Origin of the sequence: Bradyrhizobium sp. PUT101 (assembly GCF_052043945.1) — a bacterium.
Classification (GTDB): Bacteria; Pseudomonadota; Alphaproteobacteria; order Rhizobiales; family Xanthobacteraceae; genus Bradyrhizobium.
On the sequence record NZ_CP197207.1, the window covers coordinates 6,012,289 to 6,027,095 of the forward strand.

Below are 14,807 nucleotides of genomic sequence, written 5' to 3' on the forward strand. Positions count from 1 at the left end.
GCGCACCTGGTTAATGGGCGGCAGGGGGAGGCTGATGAGGCGTGCGGGGCTGTTTGGCGTACCGCGGATACGGCCATGGTCGTGGCAGGCGTTTCTGCTCGGATTTGTCGTCGTCGCCATGTCGGCCGTGCTTCAGGGCCTCTGCGTCGCGCTCGGCGCAAAGCTCTATTTCGCAGCGTTCCTGCCCAGCCTGTTCGTGCTTGCGCTCGTTGCGGGCGCACCGGCGGCGGCACTCGCCGCGCTGCTCACGATTCCGCTGGTGTGGTGGGCGTTCATACCACCCGCCTTCCGGCTCACCACGCTGACCAGCGCGAATGCCGATTCCATCAACCTGTTCTGCCTCGTGGCCGTGCTGCTGATCGGCCTTGCCGATCTCTGCCGCGAGACGATGACGATCGTCAGCCGCAGCGGGCTGAATTCTTCGGACGAGAGCGCGGCAACGAATCCGCAATAGATCGGCTTGGCAGGACCGTGCGCGTTGCGGACGCGCAACAGTCCGGCAACCATCCGCGAACTTGCCGCGTGCCGCTAACTTTTCGAAAAAGATTTGGCCGCAGTTTCTCCCGCGGGATTGACGAGGGAGTTTTCGGACATGAACGGTCACGCCATCTTGGAGAACGTGCGCCGCTACCGCGGCATCGCATCGCTCTATCGCCAGACCGCCGCATTCCGCCCGGGCCAGAGCTGGTCGCTGCTGGAGCAGGCGAGGGATTGGGAAGCGCGGGCGCTGTCGGAGCTGGAAGCCTATTTCGCGACGCGCACGGACTGCACCGCTCCGCTCGCGGCCTGATCGCCAGCCATCGGCGCGGCCGCGAACCGGCTCGCCGAAGGCGTGATCGCCCACAGGGCAATTACGGAGTTGTCTCCGCATCCCACTGTGCTAGCAACTGGCCGATCGAGATATTCTTCACGTCGGCCGGGGCACGCGATGACCACCTTCAACCGCATCTTCACGACGGAGCGTCTGCTCCAGATCATCGTGATTCTGGCGGCGACCATCGCCATGAAGCTGATGAGCTGAGCGCCGGCCGGCTATCGCCCGCCGAGTTCCGGCACGTCGGGCAGATAATTCGACCCTTCCGAGCCCAGAAAATCGAACATCGCCTGCGCGGGCGGCAGCAGCACCTTGTCGCTGCGGCGGATCACGTACCATTGCCGGACGATCGGCAGGCCCGCGACATCAAGCACGACGAGCCGGCCCTCGGCGAGCTCATGCGCCACGGTGTGGGCCGAGATGAAGGCGATGCCCAGCCCGGCGATGACCGCCTGCTTGATGGTCTCGTTGCTGCTCATCTCCATGCCGATGATCGGCTCGAGATCCGACTTCTGGAACAAGCCCTCCATCAGCGTCCGCGTGCCCGAGCCGGGCTCGCGGGTGAGGAAGGTCTCGTGCACGAGGTCGGTGAGGTTGAGGCCGGAATCCTTCTCCAGCCAGTGTCCCTTGCGCGCGACGATGATGTGCGGATTGCGCCCGAGCTGGCGGACGTCGACGGTGACGTCGGCCGGTGGCCGACCCATCACCGCGAAGTCGAGGTCGTAGCCGTGCATGGCCTCGCGGATCTCCTCGCGATTGCCGATGGTCAGCTTGATCTCGATCTTGGGGTAACGCTTCGAGAACGCCGCGATCGCATGCGGCACGAAATATTTCGCGGTCGAGACCGCCCCGAGCTTCACCGTGCCGCCGGTCCGCCCCGCGAGCAGGTCGAGCGCGCCCTGGCAATCCGTGATGGCGGCCTCGACCCGCTCGGCCAGAGCGAGCACCTCCTTGCCCGCTTCAGTCAGCAGCATGCCGTCACCGGTCCGCTGCACCAGCGGCAGGCCGGCGAGGTCCTGCAGCTGCCGGAGCTGCTGGGTCACGGCCGGCTGCGTCAGCCCGAGATGGCTGGACGCCGCCGTCACGCTGCCCTTGGCCGAAAGCGCCGCGAGCGAGCGAAGCTGCCGGATCGTCAGATGCCGGAGCTGGGCCGCCGCATGGCCGGATCCATTATAAGAAAATTCTTTGAGGCTCATTATGATTAGAAATTTTCCTTATTAAGCCGCCCCTGTCAATCTCCTGATGCCGGGACTGACCGCACCGACCTCCAGTGGGGAGGAAACGAATGCGGCGCCGAAGAGGGGATGGACGCAGATGACCGGGCAACTCAGGCTGGACGACCACCTTCAACGGTACTCCGAGACCGCACCCCACGCGCTGGCGGTGGCGGGCGCCGTCGATGCCATCGCGGCAGCGGCGATCGAGATCGCCGATCTCATCGCCTCCGGTGATCTCGCCGACGCCTCGGGCCTGACCACGGGCCGCAACAGCGACGGCGATCTCCAGCGCGATCTCGACGTCCAGGCCGATGTGATCCTGCGCCGCTGCCTCGGCCGGCTGCCGATCGCGGCGCTGGCGTCGGAGGAGATGCGCGAGGCCCAGATCGTCGACCGCGAAGGCCGCATCTGCATCGCGATCGATCCGCTCGACGGCTCCTCCAACATCGACATCAACATGACCGTCGGCACGATCTTCTCGATCCTGCCGGCGCCGGATGATCTCTCACTCGCCTTCCATCAGCGCGGCTCGGCGCAGCTCGCGGCGGGCTTCGTCACTTACGGTCCGCAGACTTCGCTGGTGCTGACGCTCGGCGACGGCGTCGACATCTTCACGCTCGACCGCAAATCCGGCTGCTTCCGCCTCGCACGCAGTGGCGTGCAGATCCCCGAGGCCTGCGGGGAGTTCGCGATCAACGCGTCGAACCGCCGGCACTGGGATCCGCCGGTGCGCGCCTTCATCGACGAATGCCTGGCCGGCGTCGAGGGGCCTACCAACCACGATTTCAACATGCGCTGGATCGGCTCGCTGGTCGCGGAGGCCTATCGCATCCTCACCCGCGGCGGCGTGTTTCTCTATCCCTCGGACGCGCGCCCCGGCTACGGCGACGGCCGCCTGCGCCTCACCTACGAGGCGCATCCGATGGCGATGATCATCGAGCAGGCCGGCGGCTCGGCCACGACCGGGCGCGAGCGCATCCTCGAACTATCGGCGCAGAGCCTGCACCAGCGCGTCCCGCTAATCATGGGCTCGAGCAACGAGGTCCGGCGCGTCGAGGAACTGCATTGCGATCCGCTGCTGGTCGCCAGCGTCTCCGCGCCGCTGTTCGCGCGGCGCGGCTTCTTCCGGCTCTGAGCGAGGCGCGCCATGTCCAGGAAGCATCCGATCATCTCCATCACCGGCTCCTCCGGCGCCGGCACCACCTCGGTCAAGAAGACCTTCGAGCAGATATTCTTCCGCGAGAAGGTCAACGCCGTCTACATCGAGGGCGACGCCTTCCATCGCTACGACCGCGCCGAGATGCGTGCCCAGATGGCGAAGGAGGCCGAGCGCGGCAACAAGCATTTCAGCCATTTCAGCCCCGAGACCAATTTGTTCGAGGAGCTGGAGCGTGCGTTCCGAGATTATGGCGAGACCGGCACCGCGGTGACGCGGCACTATGTGCACGACGCCGAGGAATCGGCGCTGCACGGCGCAGCACCCGGCACCTTCACCGACTGGAAGCAGCTGCCGGAGAGCTCCGACCTCCTGTTCTACGAGGGCCTGCACGGCGCCGTGGTCACGGATAAGGTGAATGTCGCGCGCTATGCCGATCTGAAGATCGGCGTCGTGCCCGTCATCAATCTCGAGTGGATTCAGAAGCTGCACCGAGATCGCAGCGCGCGCGGCTATTCGACCGAGGCCGTCACCGACACCATCCTGCGGCGGATGCCGGACTACATCCACTACATCTGCCCGCAATTCACCGAGACCGACATCAACTTCCAGCGCGTGCCGACGGTTGACACCTCCAACCCGTTCGTCGCGCGCTGGATCCCGACTCCGGACGAATCGATGGTCGTGATCCGCTTCAAGAACCCGCGCGGCATCGACTTCCCCTACCTGCTCTCGATGCTGCCGCAGAGCTGGATGTCCCGCGCGAACTCGATCGTGTGTCCGGGCGCGAAGCTCGACCTCGCGATGCAGCTGATCCTGACGCCGCTGATCATGCAGCTCATCGAGCGCAAGCGAAACCTGAAGTGAACGAGGAGAGAATCCGATGAACATCTCCGTCCACGCCGAAGCCGACCTCACGGCGGTCACGCACCACGATCTCGCCAACGCTGTCCGCTTCCTCGCGGTGGACGCCATCGAGACGTCGCAGTCCGGCCATCCCGGGCTGCCCATGGGCATGGCCGATGTCGCGACCGTGCTGTTCTCGCGCTTTCTCAAATTCGACTCGGCGCATCCGAACTGGCCCGACCGCGACCGCTTCGTGCTGTCGGCGGGCCACGGATCGATGCTGCTCTATGCGCTGCTGCATCTGACCGGCGGCGATGTCAGCCTCGACGACATCAAGGCCTTCAGGCAGTGGCGATCGAAGACGCCGGGTCACCCCGAATATGGCCACACGCCTGGTGTCGAGACCACGACGGGGCCGCTGGGGCAGGGGATTGCGACGGCTGTCGGCATGGCGCTCGCCGAGCGCATGGCCAATGCGCGGCATGGCGACGGCCTTGTCGATCACTTCACCTATGTCATCGCGGGCGACGGCTGCCTGATGGAGGGCATCAGCCAGGAGGCGATCTCGCTCGCCGGCCATCTCGGGCTCGGCCGGCTGATCGTGCTGTTCGATGACAACGGCATCTCCATCGACGGCCCGACCTCGCTTGCCACCTCCGACGACCAGCTCGCGCGCTTCGCCGCTTCCGGCTGGTCGGTGCGTCGCATCGACGGCCACGATTCCGAAGCCATTGCACAGGCGATTGCGGAAGAGCGTGAAACGACCAAACCCTCGCTGATTGCGTGCCGCACCATCATCGGCTATGGCGCACCGGACCGGCAGGGCACCGAAAAGGCGCATGGCGCGCCGCTCGGCACCGACCAGACGGCAGCGGCGCGGCGGACGCTTGGTTGGGATTATCAGCCTTTCGTGGTGCCGATCCCGATTCAGAAGGCCTGGCGGATGATCGGGCAGCGCGGGCAGGTCGATCGCCTCGCCTGGCTCGATCGCTACGAAGCTGCAACGCCCGAGCAGCGCGATCTGTTCGTCGAGGGCAAGGCCGTGGCTCTGCCCGCCGACTATGCGCTGGCCGCGGCGAAATTGCGTGAGCGCTTTGCCAGCGAGCGGCCAAAGCTCGCGACGCGGCAGGCCTCGCAACAGGTGCTCGACGGCATCGCCGGGACAATTCCCGGCCTGGTCGGCGGTTCGGCGGACCTGACACATTCGAACCTGACGCATGCCAAGGCGCAGGCTCCGGTCAGGAGCGGTGCGTTCGGCGGCGACTACATCCACTACGGCATTCGCGAGCACGGTATGGCAGCTGCGATGAACGGCCTCGCGCTGCATGGCGGCTTCATCCCGTACGGCGGCACATTCCTCGCGTTCTCGGACTACAGCCGGCCTGCGATCCGACTTGCGGCCCTGATGCGGCTGCGCGTGATCCATGTGATGACGCACGACTCCATCGGACTCGGAGAGGATGGCCCGACGCACCAGCCGGTCGAGCATCTCGCGGCGCTGCGCGTGATTCCCAACCTGCTCGTGTTCCGGCCAGCTGATGCCGTGGAGACGCTGGAGGCCTGGGACTGCGCGCTGGCGGCGGAGCATCGTCCGTCCGTGTTGTGCCTGTCGCGGCAGGCTTTGCCGACCTTCCGCAGCGATGTGCGCGGCAGAAACCGCGTCGCGCGCGGTGCCTACCTCGTTGTATCCCCGGACGGCGGCCGCGACGTGACATTGGTGGCGACCGGCTCGGAAGTCTCGATCGCGCTGGATGCTGCCCGACTGCTCGCCACCGAGCACGTCCGTGCGGCCGTCGTCTCCGCACCCTGCTTTGCGCTGTTCGAGGAGCAGCCGGAGGATTACCGCGCCTCTGTGCTCGGCACAGCACCGCACGTGGGGATCGAGGCGGCGGTGCTGGGCGACTGGCCGCGCTGGATCGGCGCCGACGGCGAGTTCGTCGGCATGCGCGGTTTCGGCGCCTCGGCGCCTGCGCCGGTGCTGTACCGCGAGTTCGGCATCACGCCGCAAAGCATTGCGGAAGCCGCCCGCCGGGCGATTGCCCGCAAGAGACAATAAGGAGGACGTCCCGTGGCCCGTATCACACTTCGCCAGTTGCTCGATCATGCCGCCAGCCACGGTTATGCCGTGCCGGCGTTCAACATCAACAATATGGAGCAAGGCATTGCGATCATGCAGGCGGCGGCCGAGGTCGATGCGCCCGTCATCATCCAGGCCTCGCGCGGCGCGCGCAGCTATGCCGGCGATCTCATGCTCTCGCACATGATCGACGCGCTGGAGCGGACTTATCCCGACATCCCCATCTGCATGCACCAGGACCACGGCAATGACGAGGCGACCTGTGCCTCGGCCATCGCCCACGGTTTCACGTCGGTCATGATGGACGGCTCGCTGAAGGCCGACGCAAAGACGGCGGCCGACTATGATTACAACGTCGCGATCACCCGCCGCGTCGTCGATCTCGCGCATTGGGTCGGAGCGTCGGTCGAGGGCGAACTCGGCGTGCTCGGCTCGCTCGAGCACGGTGGCGGCGAGCAGGAGGACGGTCACGGCGTCGAGGGCAAGGTCAGCCACGATCAGCTCTTGACCGATCCCGACCAGGCCGTCGATTTCGTCCGCGCAACGAAGGTCGACGCCCTTGCGATCGCGATGGGTACCTCGCACGGTGCCTACAAGTTCAGCCGCAAGCCCGACGGTGACATCCTGGCGATGCGCGTGGTCGAGGAGATCCATCGCCGGCTGCCGAACACCCATCTGGTCATGCACGGCTCCTCCTCGGTGCCGCAGTCGCTTCAGGACATGTTCAACCAGTTCGGCGGCGAGATGCCGCAGACCTGGGGCGTACCGGTGGACGAGATCGTCCGCGGCATCAAGAGCGGCGTGCGCAAGGTCAATATCGACACCGATTGTCGGCTGGCGATGACCGCGGTGTTTCGCAAGGTGGCGGCGCAAAGCCGCAGTGAGTTCGACCCGCGCAAGTTCCTCAAACCGGCGATGGATGCGATGCGCGAGCTTTGCCGCGAGCGCTTCGAGCAGTTCGGCACCGCAGGCCATGCGAGCAGAATCAAGGTGGTCCCGATGAGCGAGATGGCGCGGCGCTATCGCGCCGGTGAGCTCGATCCGCGCGTCGACGCCCGCGAGTCCGTAGCGGCCTAGTCAATCAGAAAGAGCAGAGAAGAGAGCAGGAGAGAGACATGAACGCACATGCAGGCACGGTCCGCGGCAAAGAGCGCTATCGCTCCGGCGTGATGGAATACAAGCGCATGGGCTATTGGGAGCCCGATTACACGCCAAAGGACACGGACGTCATCGCGCTGTTTCGCGTCACCCCGCAGGAGGGCGTCGATCCGATCGAGGCCTCTGCTGCGGTGGCCGGCGAATCCTCGACCGCGACCTGGACCGTGGTGTGGACCGATCGCCTCACCGCTGCGGAGAAATATCGCGCCAAATGCTACCGCGTCGATCCGGTGCCGGGCACGCCGGGCTCGTACTTCGCCTACATCGCCTATGACCTCGACCTGTTCGAGCCGGGCTCGATCGCGAACCTCTCGGCCTCGATCATCGGCAACGTGTTCGGCTTCAAGCCGCTCAAGGCGCTGCGCCTCGAAGACATGCGATTCCCGGTCGCCTATGTGAAGACGTTCCAGGGGCCCGCGACCGGCATCGTGGTCGAGCGCGAGCGCCTCGACAAGTTCGGTCGGCCGCTGCTGGGCGCAACGGTGAAGCCGAAGCTCGGTCTATCCGGGCGCAACTATGGCCGCGTGGTCTACGAGGCGCTGAAGGGCGGGCTCGACTTCACCAAGGACGACGAGAACATCAACTCGCAGCCTTTCATGCACTGGCGCGACCGTTTCCTCTACTGCATGGAGGCGGTGAACCGGGCGCAGGCGGACTCGGGCGAGGTGAAGGGCACCTACCTGAACATCACCGCGGGCACGATGGAGGACATGTACGAACGCGCGGAGTTCGCGAAGCAACTCGGGTCGTGCATCGTCATGATCGACCTCGTGATCGGCTACACCGCGATCCAGTCGATGTCCAAATGGGCGCGGCGCAACGACATGATCCTGCATCTGCACCGCGCCGGTCACTCGACCTATACGCGGCAGAAGAGCCATGGCGTGTCGTTCCGCGTCATCGCCAAATGGATGCGGCTCGCCGGTGTCGACCACATCCATGCCGGCACCGTGGTCGGCAAGCTCGAAGGCGACCCCAACACCACGCGCGGCTACTACGATGTCTGCCGCGAGGACTTCAACCCGACCAAGCTCGAACACGGCCTGTTCTTCGACCAGTCATGGGCGAGCCTCAACAAGATGATGCCGGTCGCCTCTGGCGGCATCCACGCCGGCCAGATGCACCAATTGCTGGATCTGCTGGGTGAGGATGTCGTGCTGCAATTCGGCGGCGGCACCATCGGCCATCCCATGGGCATTGCGGCCGGCGCGACCGCCAACCGCGTGGCGCTGGAAGCGATGATCCTCGCCCGCAATGAGGGCCGCGACTACGTCCACGAAGGGCCGGAGATCCTCGCCAAGGCGGCCCAGACCTGCACGCCGCTGAAGGCCGCGCTCGAGGTCTGGAAGGACGTCACCTTCAACTATCAATCCACCGATACGCCGGACTTCGTGCCGACGGCGCTGGAAACCGTCTGAGGAGAATTGAGATGAAGATCACCCAGGGCTGCTTCTCGTTCCTGCCCGATCTGACCGACGAGCAGATCACCGGCCAGGTGCAGTACTGCCTCGCCAACGGCTGGGCGGTGAACATCGAGTTCACCGATGATCCGCATCCCCGCAACACCTATTGGGAGATGTGGGGCCTGCCGATGTTCGATCTTCAGGACGCCGCCGGCGTGATGATGGAGCTCGCCGAGTGCCGCAGGGTTTACGGCGACAGCTACATCCGCATCAGCGGCTTCGATGCCAGTCATGGCTGGGAGTCGGTGCGGATCTCTTTCCTTGTCAACCGGCCGAAGCAAGAGGCGGAGTTCGAACTGGTGCGGCAGGAAGTGGCCGGACGCGCGATCCGCTACACCGCGGTGCGAAAGCCGGCCGCCCACGCCTCTCAATAACCACTCTCCTCCGCGCGGAGCTCTCCCTGCTCCGCATCCTTGGCGGACCACTGCTTCGCCGCTTCCAGCGGCGAAGCTCTTTTCTTCGAGGTGCCGATGCTTGATGTTCCCCATGCAACGACGACCGAACAGAGCGAGCCCCGTTTCGATCTTCGCAAGGAGGCCGAAGCGGCCGGGATCACCGATACGCTGCAACAGCTCGATCAGGAGCTGATCGGGCTCAAGCCGGTGAAGGACCGCGTGCGCCAGATCGCCTCGCTGCTGCTGGTCGAACGTATCCGGCAGCGGGCCGGACTGGCCTCCGCGCCGCCGACGCTGCACATGTCGTTCACGGGCAATCCCGGCACCGGCAAGACCACGGTGGCGCTGCGCATGGCCAAGATCCTGCACGGCCTCGGCTTCGTGCGGCGCGGGCAGGTGATCTCAGTGACGCGCGACGACCTCGTCGGCCAGTATATCGGCCACACCGCGCCGAAGACCAAGGAGATCCTGAAGAAGGCGATGGGTGGCGTATTGTTCATCGACGAGGCCTATTACCTGCATCGTCCCGATAACGAGCGCGACTATGGCCAGGAATCGATCGAGATCCTGCTCCAGGTGATGGAGAACCAGCGCGAAGACCTCGTCGTGATCCTCGCCGGCTATGGCGAGCGGATGACGAGCTTCTTCGCGTCCAACCCCGGCTTCCGTTCGCGCATCGCGCACCACATCGAATTTCCTGACTATGCGGAAGCCGAGCTGCTCGTGATCGCCGAGCTGATGCTGAAGGAGCGCGGCTATCGCTTCTCGGCGGCCGCGCGGGAGGCTTTCGAGAAATACATCGCGCTGCGCCGGACCCAACCGTTCTTCTCCAACGCGCGGTCGATCCGCAACGCGGTCGACCGCATCCGCCTGCGGCAAGCCGATCGTCTGGTGTCCGATCTCAATCGCATGCTCGATGTCGCCGACCTCGAGACCATCGATCCCCTGGACGTCCTTGCGAGCCGCGTGTTCAGCGGCGGCGCCGACGCGCGGAGTGCAGCGCCATGACCGAGGACATTCTCATCGCTCCGTCGATCCTGGCGGCGGATTTCGCACGCCTCGGCGAGGAGATCGCGGCGATCGATTCGGCTGGGGCCGACTGGATCCATTGCGACGTCATGGACGGGCATTTCGTGCCGAACATCAGTTTCGGTGCTGACGTCATCAGGGCGATCCGGCCGTTGACGAAGAAGGTCTTCGACGTGCATTTGATGATCGCGCCGACCGATCCCTATCTCGAGGCGTTCGCGAAAGCCGGAGCGGACTTCATCACGGTGCACGCCGAAGCCGGCCCGCATCTCGACCGCTCGCTCCAGGCCATCCGCTCCCTCGGCAGGAAGGCTGGCGTCAGCCTTTGTCCGTCGACGCCGGAGGCGGCGATCGAGTACGTGCTCGATCGCATCGATCTCGTGCTGCTGATGACGGTCAATCCGGGCTTCGGCGGCCAATCATTCATCGGGTCGCAGATCGAGAAGATCAAGCGGATTAGGACCATGATCGGCGAGCGGCCGATCCGGCTCGAAGTCGATGGCGGCATCACGCGCGACAATGCCGCTGCCGTGGCCGCAGCGGGCGCCGATACGCTCGTCGCAGGTTCCGCCGTGTTTCGCGGCAACAGCGCTGCGGACTATGCCGCCAATATTGCCGCTATTCGCATCGCCGCCGAGGCCGGCCGAGTTCCGCACCTGCAGAACCGTTCTGCGGAGCGCATACGCGTAAGCGACGGCGGCCGTATCCGCTAGACTACGGGAGGCCGAGCGCCTGTTGGCGGCAATTTGGAACTTTGACCCGAATACGCATTTCCCAAGAGCGAGCCGAGATCAGGCGAGGGTTGGCGCAGCAAATCTTTTGCAGAACCGCCATCGGCCTGACGCAAATCGAGGCAATAACGATGGGGGCAGATGCGAGGGAGGGTCTCATGGAGAACGTACGTCGCTACCGGGCGTTGGCGTCCCTCTGTCGTCAGCAGGCGGCCTACCGGCCGCTCCAGAACTGGGAACTCCTCGGCCAGGCCGAACATTTCGAACATCTCGCCGAAGTCGAACTCAAGGCACACTTCAACGCGTGCAATGTGCAACGCGACGAGGACGCTGCCGCGCCCCCGACATGGGACACTCCCGTCGCGGCGTAGTGGCGCCAAGCCGGTTCGGCTCAATGCGACATCAGCGTCGGGACTGTCATGGCCTCCAGCATGGCGCGGGTGACGCCCCCGAGAACGCGCTCCTGCAACCGCGAATGGCCGTAGCCGCCCATCACCAGGAGATCGAGGCTCTCGTCGGCCGCAAGCGAGAGGATGGTCGGCTGAATGTCGGCGCGCGTTGCCGACAGGCTGACCGTGCGGGTCGGCAGTCCGCGCCGGCCGAGATGTCTTGCCAAGTTGCTCGCTGAAGCCTCACCGGAGACGGCGTCGGCCTCGTTGATGGTGATGATCACGATCTCTGCGGCGCGCGCCAGGAACGTCGCTGCGTCGCGCACGGCGCGGGCAGCGAGGCGGCTGCCGTCCCAGCAGATGCCGACCCGGTTCGCCTTGAAGGCTCCGCGGAAGGTGTAGGGCAGGAACAGCACCGGGCCGCCCGCCTGAAACAGGATCTCGCCCGGCACGTCGTTGTCAAACGCGCCCTGCGTCGGATCCGGCTGGACCACGATGCTGAGGTCGTGCAGTCGCGCCATCTCGCCGAGCGAGACGGCTGCATCCGCCGGAATCGCGCCGAGCGCGTGGCAAGTGTAGGAGATGCCGGCGTTCGCCGCTTCGCTCCTGAACACCGCGAGCGCGGCCTCGGCCCGCTCCACGGCGCGCTCGCGTTCCAGTTCGAACACGGCCGCCACCGCCGCGCCGCCCTCCATCACGTAAGCTGCACTGGTTGCGACATAGCCGACCGCGACCGCGTCGAGATGCGCGTTGAGGTGCGCCGCGAGCGAGATCGAGCCCTCGATCGCAGAACGCATGGGACGTTCGGTGGGAATGTGGACGAGAATGTCTTTGTACATGGCACGCCTCCGGTGGACCTCATGAGTGCAGTTTTTCACTGCGCGAAGCGCCCGTGTTGAGCTGCATCAAATGGGCAGCGACGATTTGCCTGCCGTGCCCGCTCTCCCATTCTTTGCCGAGATTTAATCGGACGGACGGGACGCCGTAAGGTGGCAGCGACCATGTTGAGGGCAAGGCGACACCAGCTCAACATGGATATTTCGACATGAACGATCGCGTCAATTCCGACACCACCACGTCCCGCAAGATCTTGAGGCCGCGCCGGCTCGCGCTGCTCGGCACCGTGGCCGCGCTGGGCGTGGCCGCCCTGTCAATGGCGCCAGGCTCCGCGCCGTTCGGTACGAACTCCTTCATTGCGCCGGCTCAGGCCGCGGAAGCCGCCGCGACGCCGCCCGGCTTCGGCGATCTTGTCAGCAAGGTCAAACCCGCGGTGATCTCGGTGCGGGTGAAGATCGACCAGGATAACGACAAGACCGCGATGCTGCAGCAGAACCGGATGGATTCGGACGAGAATACGCCGTTCGACCAATTCTCCCGACAGTTCGGCTTCCGCTTCCCGGGCGGCATGAACGGCATGCCGCGCCAGCGCCATCAGATGATCACGGGCGAAGGCTCCGGCTTCTTCATTTCCCCCGACGGCTATGCCGTGACCAACAACCACGTCGTCGACCACGCCGAGTCCGTGCAGGTGACGATGGATGACGGCACGACCTACACTGCGAAGGTGGTCGGCACCGATCCGAAGACCGATCTCGCGCTGATCAAGGTCGATGGCAAGAAGGACTTTCCTTTCGTCAAATTCTCCGACCAGAAGCCGCGTATCGGCGACTGGGTGGTCGCAGTCGGCAATCCCTTCGGTCTTGGCGGCACTGTTACCGCCGGCATCGTCTCGGCCAGCGGCCGGGATATCGGCAATGGCCCCTATGACGACTTCATCCAGATCGATGCGCCCATCAACAAGGGCAATTCCGGCGGGCCGGCCTTCGACATGAACGGCAACGTGATCGGCGTGAACACTGCGATCTTCTCGCCCTCGGGCGGCTCGGTCGGCATCGGCTTCGATATTCCCGCCTCGACCGCCAAGCTCGTCATCGCGCAATTGAAGGACAAGGGCGTGGTCACCCGAGGCTGGCTCGGCGTGCAGGTGCAGCCCGTGACCTCGGATATTGCCGACAGCCTCGGCCTCAAGGAGGCGCGCGGCGCGATCGTCGACAATCCGCAGGATGGCAGCCCGGCGGCGAAGGCCGGCATCGAGGCGGGTGACGTCATCACCGCCGTCAACGGCACGACGGTCAAGGACTCCCGCGACCTCGCCCGCACCATCGCCACCTTGGCGCCGGGCACGTCGGTGAAGCTCGATGTCTTCCGCAAGGGTGACAGCAAAACGGTGACCCTGGCACTCGGCGAGTTGCCGAACGAGCGGCAAGCCAAGGGAAATGGCACTGCCGACGAGGGCAGGGGGCAGCCGAGTGCCGGCACGCCGCGCCTCGGCCTCAGCCTGGCGCCGGCCGGTGACGTCCAGGGCGCGGGCCAGAAGGGCGTCGTCGTCACCGAGGTCGATCCGCAAGGGCCGGCGGCACAGCGCGGCATTCAGACCGGCGACGTCATCCTCAATGTCGGCGGCAAGGCCGTCGCGAATGTCGGCGACGTCCGTTCGGAACTGGCGCAGGCCAAAACGTCGGGCAAGCGCAGCGTGCTCTTGCAGGTCAGAAGCGCGGAGGCGACAAGATTCGTGGCAGTTCCGCTCGCGTGAGTCGGGCGCATCGAGCAACGCAGGTTAAAAAAGGCGGCCCTCGGGCCGCCTTTCCTGTTCATCCTCGAAATTTCCGTTGGGTTAGCGATAACATTCTCGTTAACCGCAGGGATGATGACGCAGTTCGTCCGAAAAAGCCGTGTTCGTTCATCACAGTTCCAACACCGCTGCGGCAATGGAGTCGCAAAGGTGGGTTGCAATCGCGGAACTTCGAACTTGCGGCCGCTTTGTGGAACCTGCCGGCGGTTCGAATTTGATCGGTGCCGACATGGATCGATTGAAGCTCTCGCTGAGGAGTGCACTGCTCGTCGGGCCATTGGTCCTCTGGGGCGGAAACGCGCTCGGGCGTGACGACGGCCGCTACGCGAATTCCCCCCTGAAACCATGGTTCGACAGCCTGCGCAGCCAGCTCGGTCCGTGTTGCTCGGATGCGGATGGCTTTGCCGTCGCCGATCCCGACTGGGAGTCCTACAACGGGCGTTACCGCGTGCGCCTGGACGGACAGTGGATCGAGGTGCCGGACGAAGCCGTCATCACCGAGCCGAACCGGGCCGGCCGCACCATGGTGTGGCCGGTGAAGACTGCGTTCGGGATTTCGATCCGATGCTTCATGCCGGGCAGCATGATCTGAGACAGGTTAGCGTCAGCGCTTGCTGGATTTGCGCTTCGACGACTTCTTTGACGACCTTTTGCTTTTGGACGTCTTCTTGGCACTCTTCCGCTTCGATGCCTTCTTCGGGACCTTCTTGCCCTTCTTGCGCGCCTTCGACAGTCCGATCGCGATCGCCTGCTTGCGGCTCTTCACGCGGCCCCCGCGCCCGCTCTTCGCGGTGCCCTTCTTGTAGCGCCGCATCTCGCTTTCGACATCGCTGCCGGAACTGCGTGAGTAGCGACGTTTCTTTGCCTTGCGTGCCATGCATGTTCTCCCTTGGCCGAGGA

General features: G+C 65.1%; 16 protein-coding genes. 13 read left to right on the plus strand and 3 right to left on the minus strand.

Annotated features, from left to right (window positions below):
* Nucleotides 1-34 precede the first annotated feature (34 nt).
* Nucleotides 35-454, plus strand: a complete 420-nt coding sequence (locus ACSHT2_RS28830; protein WP_440638125.1) for a DUF4118 domain-containing protein — start codon at nucleotides 35-37, stop codon at nucleotides 452-454.
* A gap of 138 nt (nucleotides 455-592) precedes the next feature.
* Complete coding sequence (locus ACSHT2_RS28835; RefSeq protein ID WP_027570913.1) at nucleotides 593-790, plus strand: hypothetical protein; 198 nt, start codon at nucleotides 593-595, stop codon at nucleotides 788-790.
* Between the two features lie 242 nt (nucleotides 791-1,032).
* Here the strand turns inward: ACSHT2_RS28835 and ACSHT2_RS28840 are convergent, their stop codons facing one another.
* A complete protein-coding gene (locus ACSHT2_RS28840; protein WP_440638126.1) occupies nucleotides 1,033-2,010 on the minus strand; it encodes a LysR family transcriptional regulator in 978 nt (325 codons plus the stop codon).
* A 118-nt stretch (nucleotides 2,011-2,128) separates the two neighbouring features.
* On the opposite strand from ACSHT2_RS28840, the gene ACSHT2_RS28845 reads away from it, so the two are divergent.
* The 9 genes from ACSHT2_RS28845 (at nucleotide 2,129) to ACSHT2_RS28885 (ending at nucleotide 11,257) form a co-directional block, all read left to right on the plus strand.
* Nucleotides 2,129-3,166, plus strand: coding sequence for a class 1 fructose-bisphosphatase (locus ACSHT2_RS28845; RefSeq protein ID WP_440638128.1), 1,038 nt, complete (start codon nucleotides 2,129-2,131; stop codon nucleotides 3,164-3,166).
* 12 nt (nucleotides 3,167-3,178) lie between these two features.
* A complete protein-coding gene (locus tag ACSHT2_RS28850) occupies nucleotides 3,179-4,054 on the plus strand; it encodes a phosphoribulokinase (protein ID WP_440638129.1) in 876 nt (291 codons plus the stop codon).
* 16 nt (nucleotides 4,055-4,070) lie between these two features.
* A complete protein-coding gene (tkt, locus tag ACSHT2_RS28855) occupies nucleotides 4,071-6,089 on the plus strand; it encodes a transketolase (protein WP_440638131.1) in 2,019 nt (672 codons plus the stop codon).
* Between the two features lie 12 nt (nucleotides 6,090-6,101).
* A complete protein-coding gene (fba, locus tag ACSHT2_RS28860) occupies nucleotides 6,102-7,187 on the plus strand; it encodes a class II fructose-bisphosphate aldolase (protein WP_440638132.1) in 1,086 nt (361 codons plus the stop codon).
* 38 nt (nucleotides 7,188-7,225) lie between these two features.
* Entirely contained in the window at nucleotides 7,226-8,686 is a 1,461-nt protein-coding gene (locus tag ACSHT2_RS28865) for a form I ribulose bisphosphate carboxylase large subunit (protein ID WP_440638133.1), read from the plus strand.
* An 11-nt stretch (nucleotides 8,687-8,697) separates the two neighbouring features.
* Nucleotides 8,698-9,105: a ribulose bisphosphate carboxylase small subunit gene (locus tag ACSHT2_RS28870; RefSeq protein ID WP_440638135.1), complete on the plus strand. Its 408-nt coding sequence runs from the start codon at nucleotides 8,698-8,700 to the stop codon at nucleotides 9,103-9,105.
* Between the two features lie 96 nt (nucleotides 9,106-9,201).
* Nucleotides 9,202-10,134: a CbbX protein gene (gene cbbX, locus ACSHT2_RS28875; RefSeq protein ID WP_440638136.1), complete on the plus strand. Its 933-nt coding sequence runs from the start codon at nucleotides 9,202-9,204 to the stop codon at nucleotides 10,132-10,134.
* Complete coding sequence (rpe, locus tag ACSHT2_RS28880; RefSeq protein WP_440638137.1) at nucleotides 10,131-10,868, plus strand: ribulose-phosphate 3-epimerase; 738 nt, start codon at nucleotides 10,131-10,133, stop codon at nucleotides 10,866-10,868. The genes cbbX and rpe overlap by 4 nt, the downstream gene beginning before the upstream one ends.
* 176 nt (nucleotides 10,869-11,044) lie before the next feature.
* Nucleotides 11,045-11,257, plus strand: a complete 213-nt coding sequence (locus tag ACSHT2_RS28885; RefSeq protein ID WP_440638138.1) for a hypothetical protein — start codon at nucleotides 11,045-11,047, stop codon at nucleotides 11,255-11,257.
* Between the two features lie 20 nt (nucleotides 11,258-11,277).
* On the opposite strand, the gene ACSHT2_RS28890 is transcribed toward ACSHT2_RS28885, so the two are convergent.
* Nucleotides 11,278-12,114, minus strand: coding sequence for a universal stress protein (locus ACSHT2_RS28890; RefSeq protein ID WP_440638139.1), 837 nt, complete (start codon nucleotides 12,112-12,114; stop codon nucleotides 11,278-11,280).
* Between the two features lie 206 nt (nucleotides 12,115-12,320).
* Between ACSHT2_RS28890 and ACSHT2_RS28895 the strand changes: the two genes are divergently transcribed.
* Entirely contained in the window at nucleotides 12,321-13,868 is a 1,548-nt protein-coding gene (locus ACSHT2_RS28895; RefSeq protein ID WP_440638141.1) for a Do family serine endopeptidase, read from the plus strand.
* Nucleotides 13,869-14,136: 268 nt separating this feature from the next.
* Nucleotides 14,137-14,499 carry a hypothetical protein gene (locus ACSHT2_RS28900; RefSeq protein WP_440638143.1) on the plus strand — a complete coding sequence of 121 codons (363 nt, stop codon included), beginning with the start codon at nucleotides 14,137-14,139 and terminating at the stop codon, nucleotides 14,497-14,499.
* Nucleotides 14,500-14,511: 12 nt separating this feature from the next.
* On the opposite strand, the gene ACSHT2_RS28905 is transcribed toward ACSHT2_RS28900, so the two are convergent.
* Entirely contained in the window at nucleotides 14,512-14,784 is a 273-nt protein-coding gene (locus ACSHT2_RS28905; RefSeq protein ID WP_124159724.1) for a DUF6496 domain-containing protein, read from the minus strand.
* Nucleotides 14,785-14,807: the final 23 nt, after the last annotated feature.